The organism is Methylicorpusculum sp. (genome assembly GCF_030651835.1).
Taxonomy (GTDB): domain Bacteria; phylum Pseudomonadota; class Gammaproteobacteria; order Methylococcales; family Methylomonadaceae; genus Methylicorpusculum.
Genome location: NZ_JAUSBX010000019.1, coordinates 1 through 9,979, shown reverse-complemented (window position 1 = coordinate 9,979; position 9,979 = coordinate 1). Strand labels below are relative to the sequence as shown.

The window sequence follows — 9,979 nt, the reverse complement described above, 5'->3', positions numbered from 1 at the left end:
GCGAGCAAGAGCGTAAAGAAGAACGTTACGAGCAACTAACGCTCTTTGGGCAAGCAAATCCGCCTTTAGGCGGTTCATGAACATGCCCCTTTGAGGGGCTAACAGATATAAGCCCCCGGCTTTGCCGGGGGTGATTTAACTCCAATAAAGCAGGTTGAACCTTGGCCTTGATTTGTTCTTCGGCCGCTTTGGGATCGCTGGGTAATTCCGGAAACAGTTCGTGTATGCCCCAAACCTGACCATCCCACATGCCGGTATCGGATTGATCGGAAAAGGCATAACCGGCCGCTGTTAGCTGATCGGCGCTATCGCGCAACAGCGCTTGCCGCCAGCGTTGTTTTTGGAAAGTCGGTTGCCAATAGGTTTTTTCCAGGCGTTCCGAACCGGCACGACCTTCGTTCAGCCAGGCTTTGAATTTAACCAAGGCGTCCCACAAATCATTAGATTGCTCCTTTCTTTCTGTCTGTTTTGCATCGTTGGAATAGCAATGATCGTTGACTTCATAAAACCACACGTAGTCTGTACGTGGCGCTTGGCCGGTGAACGTTTGTTTGTCTTTGCGAATGGTTTCCTTGCGGAAGATCAGAATCGAGGTTTTAACGCCGGTGTAGGGCTGGAACACGCCGCCGGGTAGCGAGATCACCGCTTCGACGACATGCTCGGTCAGCAGTTCACGGCGCAAGCGTTTGTGGGCGTCGGTGTTGCCGAACAAGACGCCTTCGGGAATGATTACCGCGCAACGACCGCTTATATCAAGCAAATCGAGCATCAACCACAAAAACAACAATTCGCTTTTGTTGGTGACGGTATCTTTATTTTTCTTGCCACCACCACCGATGCGCGGAAATAACACGCTATCTTCTTCCAAATCGGCAGTATCGACGGTACCGGTAAACGGCGGATTGGCGAGTACGAAGCGGTAGCTTTCCGGCGTGAGTAATTCGGCCAGTTTGGCTTTACCTTCACGTTTGCTGAGCGAATCGCCTTGCACCAGTTGCGGGTCGGCGATGTCGTGCAGGATCAAGTTCATCCAGCCGATGCGGGTCATGGTACGGTCGTTATCCAGACCGACGAAATTGGCGCCGTTATGGATTTCGGCGTATTCCCGCGTGGTCGTGCCTGCACCATCCAGACGGTGCGGCGTGCCGTCCCACTCCAGGCGGATGGTGTCTTGTGCTGAGTATTTGCGCATCAGGTATTGCTGAGCGCTGAACAGGAAACCGCCGGTACCGGCCGCCGGGTCGATGATTTTGTTGCCTGGTTCAGGGTCGAGCAATTCGACCATGAAGCGGATCAAATGCCGTGGCGTGCGGAACTGGCCGTTTTTGCCGGCGGTCGCCATTTCGCTGAGCAGGTATTCGAAGGTGTCGCCCATGATGTCCTGGGCAGCAGAACCGTCACCGGCGCGAGCGAAGAGTTGGTCGATCAAATCGATGGCATCGCCAAGCACTTGGCCTTTATTGGGGTCGAGCTGGAAATAGGCATCGGCCATACGTTTGTCCAAACCGCCTAGTTCGGCGTCAGTTTCTTGTGCGGACAAACGGCTATCGATGGTTCTCAACCACGGAAAGACCACTTCGGACAGATGGCGCGGATTGGTTTTTTCCAACTGGCGGATATAACTCCAACGGCAGGTTGAGGCGTCAAACTGCTTACGCAATTTGGCTCGGTCGTCTTCCTTTGCCTCTGCAATTTTTGATTTTTCTTCGTCCGTCAGATCATAGATAGACGGTAAATTTCGACTAACACGAATGTTATCGATGTCTTCAAGTCTTTTCAGAAACAGCAAATAGGTAATTTGCTCGACGGCGACCAATGGGTTGGTCAGGCCGGCGGACCAAAAACGGTCCCAAAGTTTATCGACTTTTTTCTTGATATGCGGAGCTAGCATTTACGGATTTTTCCTTAAGGTTAAGCGCATACCCTATACATCAATACCATCATCCACCGGGAAGCGGATATCCAGCGCCAAGGCCGGCAAGCTGATGACTTCCCTGTAGCCTGGATTCCGGCAATCCCTGTCGGAATGACGGATTGATGTATAAGGGCATAGGTTAAGCGGCATCGTCAACCCATTGGTTAGCGAAGTCGATGAGTTCTTCAATGTCCTGCGGCGGAAACAACGCCTCGATTCGGCCGACACGCGACAGCGGCGGTTCATCGAATGCCGCGCGGGTGATGCGGCCGTGTCGCAATACGGCGGCTTTAACCGCGCGTAAATAATTGAGTTGATTCGCGCGTAAGTAGCCGTGTTGGGCGATGAAGGTTTCGAATGCCTGGTTTATGCGCTGTTCACGGTCGGGCAAGCGCGCATCTTCGCAGAGAATATGGCGTAAGAATTCCGGTAGCGCGGCCGTTTGATTTTCAAAGGCTTTGCGCAAGGTTTCTTCGGTGACAAATAAATCAGCTTGATTCAGGGTGGCGGCGATACTATCGAGTTCGTCGTCGCTGAGGTTTTCGCCGCTTTTTAACTTGGCCAAGGCCGGCAGTTCGTCGGCCAGACGCTTGATCCAGGCTTCGACTTGTTCGCGGTAACTTTCCGCAAATGCACCTTCGCCGCTGGGACCGTAAATGATCCAACTGCGTTGGCTAATCGAATCCGGAAGATTGATTTCCACTGTATTTTTGGGTGTAACCGTGCGGTAACGCATCAGCGGTGCAAAGGTAGTTTGTAAATTAGTCAGGCGGGCCAAATCCAAATGCTCCCAAAAGCCAGTCGTGGCAACCCAGACGCGTTGTTCCTGCACTTTGCGGACTTCCGGAATGTTGTCCGCCAAACTGGCAATGGCCTCTTGAATACGCTGTTTTACCTTGAGTTGTTCGGCTGCATCGGTTTTCAACCAAGCCACTGTTAACCGCTCGCACCAGACGCGAAATTGCAGTTCGTCGAGTCCGCAAAGCGGTGCCAGGCGCATCAGTGGCGCAATGGTTTTGCTGAGATGCTCAATGGTTGTGTGATTGGGTTGCGGCCATTGGGCGAGTAGTTGGTCCAGTTCGTCCCAATGCGGTCGCACGTTGATACTTTGCCGGGGTAAGGCGGCCAGCATGGCTTGTAGTTCTTCAACGACAGACTGTGTATCGAATTGCTGCGCATGGAGCAGATTCCATTTTTCCAAGCGTAAGCGTAATAGCCGCACTGGTAATGGTTCGCTGGGATGGTCGAGTTCGCCGTCCGGGTTGAGTTTGAAATAAGCGAAGTTTTTCCAATGGTCGATGATCAGAAAGTCTTGTTTGACTTCGCCCGTGGCTTTGTCGATGTAAAGCCGGGTACCGCGTCCTATCATCTGCCAGAATTTGACCCTGCTGAATATCGGTTTGGCAAATACCAGGTTTTGAATGGCAGGCACGTCGACACCGGTGTCGAGCATGTCCACCGAGATGGCGACACGGGGCATGGTTTTGTATTTGAAGTCGTCCAGCGTGGCATCGGCACGTTCCATGTGGCTATCGATGATTTCCGCCATGCCTTGCCGTTGCAACTCCGGATAGAGTCGATTGAAACTTTCGTACAGGCGTTTGGCGTGGGCGTGGCTGACCGCGAAAATGATGGTTTTATGTGGCAGTCCGCGCGTGTCCTTCCGGGATTTATCCATGAACTCACGCACGATGGCATCATTGGTGCCTTGGTTAATGACACCTTTTTCAATGTCGCTGCCGTCGAAGTTGAGTTCGTCGAGTTCAACACCTTGATCTCGGGCCATTTGTTTCAGCGGTTCGGGTAATGCGTCGCCTTGAATGCCTTGTAGTTGAAAGTTGGTTTGCGCATCCAATACCCGATAATTGACCAGATTTTTATCGGCAACCGCTTGTTCATAGCTGTAATAGTAGGACGGCAGCCCATCGCCACAGTCGAACAGTTCGAAGGTGTTATGGTCGATATAATCGGTCGGCGTAGCGGTCAAACCGAGCTGGATGGCATCGAAATGATCGAAAATGGCTTTGTAACGTTGATAAATGGAGCGATGACTTTCGTCGGCGACGATCAGGTCGTAACAACCAACCGATAAGCGATGATAAACCTGCATCATGCTGGGATAGGTAGCAAATTGAATACGCGCACCGGATGTTGCTCCACCCTCGATGCGGCTTAAGCTTTCATTGGGCAGATGGGTTTTAAATTCGGACATGGCTTGGCGAACCAGTTCGCGCCGGTCGGCCAGAAACAGCACTTTCTGAACGCGCTTAGCCCTTAGCAGGGTATCGACCAAGGCAATCGTAGAGCGGGTTTTACCGGTACCGGTTGCCATCACCAACAAAAATTTACGCTTGGCGGCATCGACACCTTCGGTAACTCGGCGAATCGCTTCGTTTTGATAATCACGGCCGGCAATATCCGCGTTAATAGTTACTTCGTTCACTGGCAGCGCGTATTGCTTTTGGTGTTTCAGGCGTTCGAGGTCATCACGAGTGTAAAAACCGGCAATTTTCCTGGGTGGGTAGCGGTCACGATCCCAAAACTGGATTTCCTTACCGTTGGTCAGGAAGATAAACGGATTGATGCCGGTTTTGGCTTTGATCGCTTCGGCATAGTCCGCCGCTTGGCGTTTTCCGGCTAATTCGTCCCGCGAAGTGCGTTTGGCTTCTACCACCGCCAACGGTTTGCCGTCCGAGCCAAGCAAGACGTAATCGGAGAATTGGTTTTTTCCGTAAGACTGATCCGGCGTTGCGATTTGCAACAACACTTCTTCCAACAACATTTTACGTTGCTTGGACCAACCGGCTCGCGCGAGCTGGGTGTCGATTAGTTCGGTACGCGTAACAGTTTCTTTGGGAGTTATTATTGCCACAAGCTTCATTTTTTAATCAAATTCGAATTTTATTAGTTTTTGATCACAAACTTGATGGCCAGGAGTCAAGATAGGATTCTTAACCCCATAAAGCATGAGGTGGTCTTTCAACTAAGCTCTGTAATCTGGTCCTAGCAGATGGTGAGAGGAGTATATATAACCTAACAGAAGTCGTCTATCGAATCATAATGACATTCAAAATTAAGTTTTTGACATAACAGCGAGAATTTTGATGGATAAAATTGCTGACGGCCGTTTTCGTTGGTCTGACCCCGCTAATATCGCCATCGATTTATCACAACTGCTACGCACTGATTGAGTGCTTTTTCATGCTCTTTGTTTGTGCAAGTATCCCCTGGCTTTGATTTTATCAGTCCTTAGTAATTAACAGGACTCTTCTCTGGTGCCCATAAGCGCTGAAATATCGCAATTATCAAAATGAGAGGGCAAATCTGGCATCGCTGTTGCTTAATTCCTTGTCAGTTTCCTTTTTGTAATCTTCGAAAAAGCTTTATAAAAGGCGGGTCAATTTTATTCCATCACCTGGGGTCATAATGAAGAAAAAATCCAATTACAAGCCCTCTAAAGATGTAATCAAGCGCAGTTTCTTTCGTAATCTGGCCAATGTGCAGGGCAAATTTCCTGCCTTAGCCAGTCGTTACGATTATTACATGGCCTTGGCCTTTACCGTCCGGGATATGTTGATGGCAAGGTGGGTCGGCACTGCGAATGAATATACCCGGAGTAAATCGCGGACAGTCGCCTATCTATCCGCCGAATTTCTGATGGGTCCTCATTTGGCTTCCAATTTGTTGAACCTGGGTATTACCAGCGAAGTTCGCCAGGCGATGGCTGAGTTAGGACTTAATCTTAATGAATTATTGACCGAAGAACCCGAACCGGGATTGGGAAATGGGGGTTTGGGACGTTTAGCCGCCTGCTTTCTCGATTCTATGGCAAGCATGGAAATTCCTTCTGTTGGTTATGGCATTCGTTATGAGTTTGGCATTTTTGAACAGGTGATTGTCGACGGCTGGCAGGTGGAGAAAACCGATAAATGGCTTTTCCGGGGAAATCCCTGGGAAATTATCAGGCCAGAATGGGCAGTGGAAATCAAGCTGGGCGGAAGAACCGAGCGGTATACGAATGAAATAGGCGAGCAGATTGTGAGCTGGATACCGGACTGGGTGGTAAAAGGCGTCCCTTACGATACCCCTATCCTGGGTTACCGTAACAATACGGCGAATACGCTGCGTTTATGGCAGGCGATAGCGCCTGAGTCGTTGAACTTTAGCCGGTTTAATCAGGGCGATTATTACGGTGCGGTAGAGGAAAAAGTGGCTTCAGAAAATCTGACCAAAATTCTTTATCCCAATGACGGTACGTTGCAAGGCAAACAATTGCGCCTGGAGCAGCAATATTTCTTTGTTTCCTGTTCATTGCAGGACATGCTGCGGATTATGAAAACGCAGCGTATTCGTCTGGATCATTTCCATGAAAAATTTGCCGTACAGTTAAATGATACGCATCCGGCTATTGCTATCGCCGAGTTGATGCGCTTGCTGGTTGATGAAAACGCTATGCCGTGGGATATGGCCTGGCAGGTCACGCAAAAAACGTTTTCGTATACCAATCACACCTTGTTGCCGGAAGCGCTGGAATGCTGGCCGGTGGAAATGATGGAGCAGTTATTGCCGAGGATTCTCGAAATAATTTACGAAATCAACCACCACTTTTTGGATCAGGTCAGGGCAGAATGCCTGAATGATATGGATAAAGTGTTTCGAATGTCATTGATTGATGACTCGCACAAACGGATGGTTCGGATGGCTCATTTGGCCTGTGTGGGCAGTCATGCGATCAATGGTGTCGCCGAATTGCATACCGAATTGTTGAAAAACGATGTACTCAAGGATTTTTATAACTTCTGGCCGGCCAAATTCAGCAACAAAACCAATGGGGTCACGCCGCGGCGCTGGCTGGCATTATGTAATCCCAGACTGAGCCGAGTCATTACTGAAGCGATTGGCGAAAGTTGGGTCAAAGACTTGAGTTGTCTTGAAAATCTGGAACCCTTTATTACTGAACCCGGCTTTCTGGATCGCTGGCAGGATGCCAAGCGAGTCAATAAACATGAATTTGCTGTCAATCTATACAAACGTACCGGTTTCGGGGTCGATCCCGAATCCATATTTGATGTACAGGTTAAACGCATCCATGAGTACAAGCGGCAGCATTTAAATATTCTTTACATTATCAGTTTGTACCAGCGCATGAAAACTGATCCACATTTTGATTTTCACCCCCGCACCTTTATTTTTGCCGGTAAGGCGGCGCCAGGGTACCATTTGGCCAAGTTGATCATCAAATTGATCAATGCAGTCGGAGAAGTGGTCAATCGCGACCGTGCGACCAAAGACAGGCTTAAAGTGGTTTTTTTACCTAATTTCAATGTCACGAACGGGCAGCAAATTTATGCGGCGGCCGAAGTGTCTGAACAGATCTCAACAGCCGGAAAAGAAGCATCCGGTACCGGCAATATGAAATTTGCGATGAATGGCGCCATGACTTTGGGTACTCTGGATGGTGCTAATATTGAAATTCGTGAAGAAGTCGGTGCGGAAAACTTTTTCCTGTTCGGTCATACCGATGGTGAAGTGAAAGCCTTGTGGAAAGAAGGTTATACGCCTTACGATTATTACTTGAAAAACCCCGCTATAAAAAGTGCAATTGATTTGATCAACTCTGGTTTCTTTTCGCACGGCGATACCGAAATGTTTCGCGATTTGACCAATAACCTGCTGTACAGCGATCCTTATCAGGTTTTTGCTGATTTTGATGCTTACACAAGCTGTCAGGATGAAGTTGATTTGGCTTACCGGGACGTTGCGCGCTGGCAAACGATGTCTGTGCTGAATACGGCCCGTTCAGGGAAGTTTTCTTCCGACAGAACTATCGCTGAATATTGTCAGGATATTTGGAAGGTTAAATCCATACCCATTGATACACCGCAACTGGATCCCTTTAAATTGGGATAAAGAGAATTTTAAGACGGGCAAAAAAAAGCGGCCAATTAGGCCGCTTAAAAAGAAGGATATATAAGCTCTTAAAACAGCAAAGAAGATAATCTTAAGAGTTGCTAATATTCTAACCTTCGTTATTTGATTTGAAAATGTGTCAAATTGTCGCGTGACAGTCTGACGCAGGCATCAAATCTGGTTACTCAGCCGAGCAAAATCGAGCAAAGACAAATTTTCCGCTCGGGCAGTCGGATCTATTCCCAATTCGGCAAAGACCTCTTCATTCATCAGCTTTTTTAATGAGTTGCGAATGGTTTTGCGGCGTTGGGAAAAGGCATGAGCGACCAGGGACTTGAAGTTTTCAACAGACGTTAATTCTACCGGTGGTTTTATGTGAGGAATCAGGCGGATGATAGCTGAAGTCACTTTAGGAACGGGGTCGAAACATTCAGGCGGCACATCAAATAAATGTTCGGCTTCGCAGTAATATTGCAGCATGACGCTTAATCGGCCGTAGCTTTTGCTGTTGGGAGAGGCGCAAATTCGGTCCACGACTTCTTTTTGCAGCATGAAGTGCATGTCGCTGATACAAGAAGGATAGTTAAGCAAATGAAATAATAATGGGGTAGAAATGTTATAGGGCAGATTGCCTATCAACCGGTATTTTTCATTGTTTTTGGTCAAGGATGAAAAATCAAATTGCAGTGCATCGGCGCTGTGAATATGCAAGTTTTGGGCATTGGCGAATTGCTTGGTGAGCAATACGACCAGATCTCTGTCGAGTTCCACGACATCCAGCATCCCGGCTTTTTCCAGCAAAGGCTTTGTTAATGCGCCTTGCCCCGGACCTATTTCTACCCAGTGTTCCCCCGTATGCATTTGAAGACAGGATAGGATATTCGAGATGATGGAGTGATCGGTCAAAAAGTTTTGACCGAAACGTTTACGCGCCTTGTGTGTCATATTAATCCGAAGGGTAAGCAGGCGTCAGGGTTAACGCAGTCTGCAATGCATAGACAAGACTGGCCTCATCGGCCAGTCCGGTTCCGGCTAAATCCAGTGCTGTACCATGATCAACTGAAGTTCTTATGATGGGCAGTCCCAACGTGATATTGACAGCCTTGCCAAAGCCCATATGTTTAAGTACAGGCAAGCCTTGATCATGATACATCGCCAGAACAGCGTCGGCGTTATCTAAATATTTGGGGGTAAATACGGTATCTGCCGGTAAAGGACCCTGAAGATTTAAACCTTGCTGGCGCAGATTTTCAATAACAGGTTCTATGATCTCTTTTTCCTCGCTGCCCAAATGGCCGTTTTCACCGGCATGAGGATTAAGCCCGCAGATCAGTATACGCGGATTGGCAATGCCAAAACGGTTACGCAGATCCTGATCCAGTATCCTTATGACAGTTCTTAAACGCGCATGGGTAATTGTTTCGCTGACTTTAGACAAGGGAATGTGAATGGTGACCAGGGCGACTCTTAGCCCTTCGGTGGCCAGCATCATGACCGGTTGCCCCCCGGTGATTTCGGCAATATATTCGGTGTGTCCGGTAAAAGCGATACCGGCATCATTGATAATGCCTTTGTGGACAGGTCCCGTGACCAACGCAGAAAAAAGGCCGTCCATGCAGCCTCGTGTAGCCCGGTCTATGGATTTTAAGACATAGCGGCTGTTTTCTTTATCCAGATAGCCTGTTTTTGCTGGTTTGAGCATTTTGATTGGCAAAATGGTCAGCTCACCTGCTTTCTGGCTAATAGCGGGCGCGGCGGAGTCAAATTGCTTTATTTCAACCTGCAATCCTAATTGAACGGCCCGTTCACTCATCAAATTGGTGTCAGCGACACAAATGATTTGGCAGTCATGAGGCGTTTGAATCATTTTTAGCACTAGATCGGGACCGATCCCGGCCGGTTCGCCTGGCGTCAGGGCGATACGCCTAATTGTGTTGGATGCTTCCATGTGATTTAACAAAAGGCTGAATTGTACCGTAAGCGACAAGCCTAAGAAAGTTTCTGGTATTTATACAGCAATTCTCAATTTAAAACCATAGCTTGTATAATGTTTAATTTTTGCAACCTGCACGGAAGCTTATGGCCAGTCCCTTTCATCCCTCAACGAAACCGGCACCCTTTACAGCGCGCTCATTGATTGACAAAACCCGCGCC

Annotated in this window: 6 protein-coding genes; 1 reads left to right on the top strand and 5 read right to left on the bottom strand. The window is 48.5% G+C overall.

What is annotated here, in order from left to right:
• Window positions 1-25: 25 nt before the first annotated feature.
• From Q7V32_RS02315 to Q7V32_RS02305, 3 genes are read right to left on the bottom strand one after another with little or no spacing between them, the layout of a single operon-like run.
• Window positions 26-1,891 carry a class I SAM-dependent DNA methyltransferase gene (locus Q7V32_RS02315; protein ID WP_304895379.1) on the bottom strand — a complete coding sequence of 622 codons (1,866 nt, stop codon included), beginning with the start codon at window positions 1,889-1,891 and terminating at the stop codon, window positions 26-28.
• Window positions 1,892-1,924: 33 nt separating this feature from the next.
• Window positions 1,925-2,065 carry a hypothetical protein gene (locus tag Q7V32_RS02310; RefSeq protein WP_304895378.1) on the bottom strand — a complete coding sequence of 47 codons (141 nt, stop codon included), beginning with the start codon at window positions 2,063-2,065 and terminating at the stop codon, window positions 1,925-1,927.
• On the bottom strand, window positions 2,055-4,796 hold the full coding sequence (locus tag Q7V32_RS02305; protein WP_304895377.1) for a DEAD/DEAH box helicase family protein: 2,742 nt from the start codon (window positions 4,794-4,796) through the stop codon (window positions 2,055-2,057). Before Q7V32_RS02305 ends, Q7V32_RS02310 begins: the two co-directional genes overlap by 11 nt.
• 545 nt (window positions 4,797-5,341) lie before the next feature.
• On the opposite strand from Q7V32_RS02305, the gene Q7V32_RS02300 reads away from it, so the two are divergent.
• The gene (locus tag Q7V32_RS02300) at window positions 5,342-7,825 is read left to right on the top strand and encodes a glycogen/starch/alpha-glucan phosphorylase (RefSeq protein ID WP_304895376.1); all 2,484 of its coding nucleotides are present in this window, start codon (window positions 5,342-5,344) and stop codon (window positions 7,823-7,825) included.
• A 171-nt stretch (window positions 7,826-7,996) separates the two neighbouring features.
• Here Q7V32_RS02300 and rsmA read toward each other — a convergent pair whose 3' ends face one another.
• The gene (gene rsmA, locus Q7V32_RS02295) at window positions 7,997-8,770 is read right to left on the bottom strand and encodes a 16S rRNA (adenine(1518)-N(6)/adenine(1519)-N(6))-dimethyltransferase RsmA (RefSeq protein WP_304895375.1); all 774 of its coding nucleotides are present in this window, start codon (window positions 8,768-8,770) and stop codon (window positions 7,997-7,999) included.
• A 1-nt stretch (window position 8,771) separates the two neighbouring features.
• A complete protein-coding gene (pdxA, locus tag Q7V32_RS02290) occupies window positions 8,772-9,773 on the bottom strand; it encodes a 4-hydroxythreonine-4-phosphate dehydrogenase PdxA (RefSeq protein WP_304895374.1) in 1,002 nt (333 codons plus the stop codon).
• Window positions 9,774-9,979: the final 206 nt, after the last annotated feature.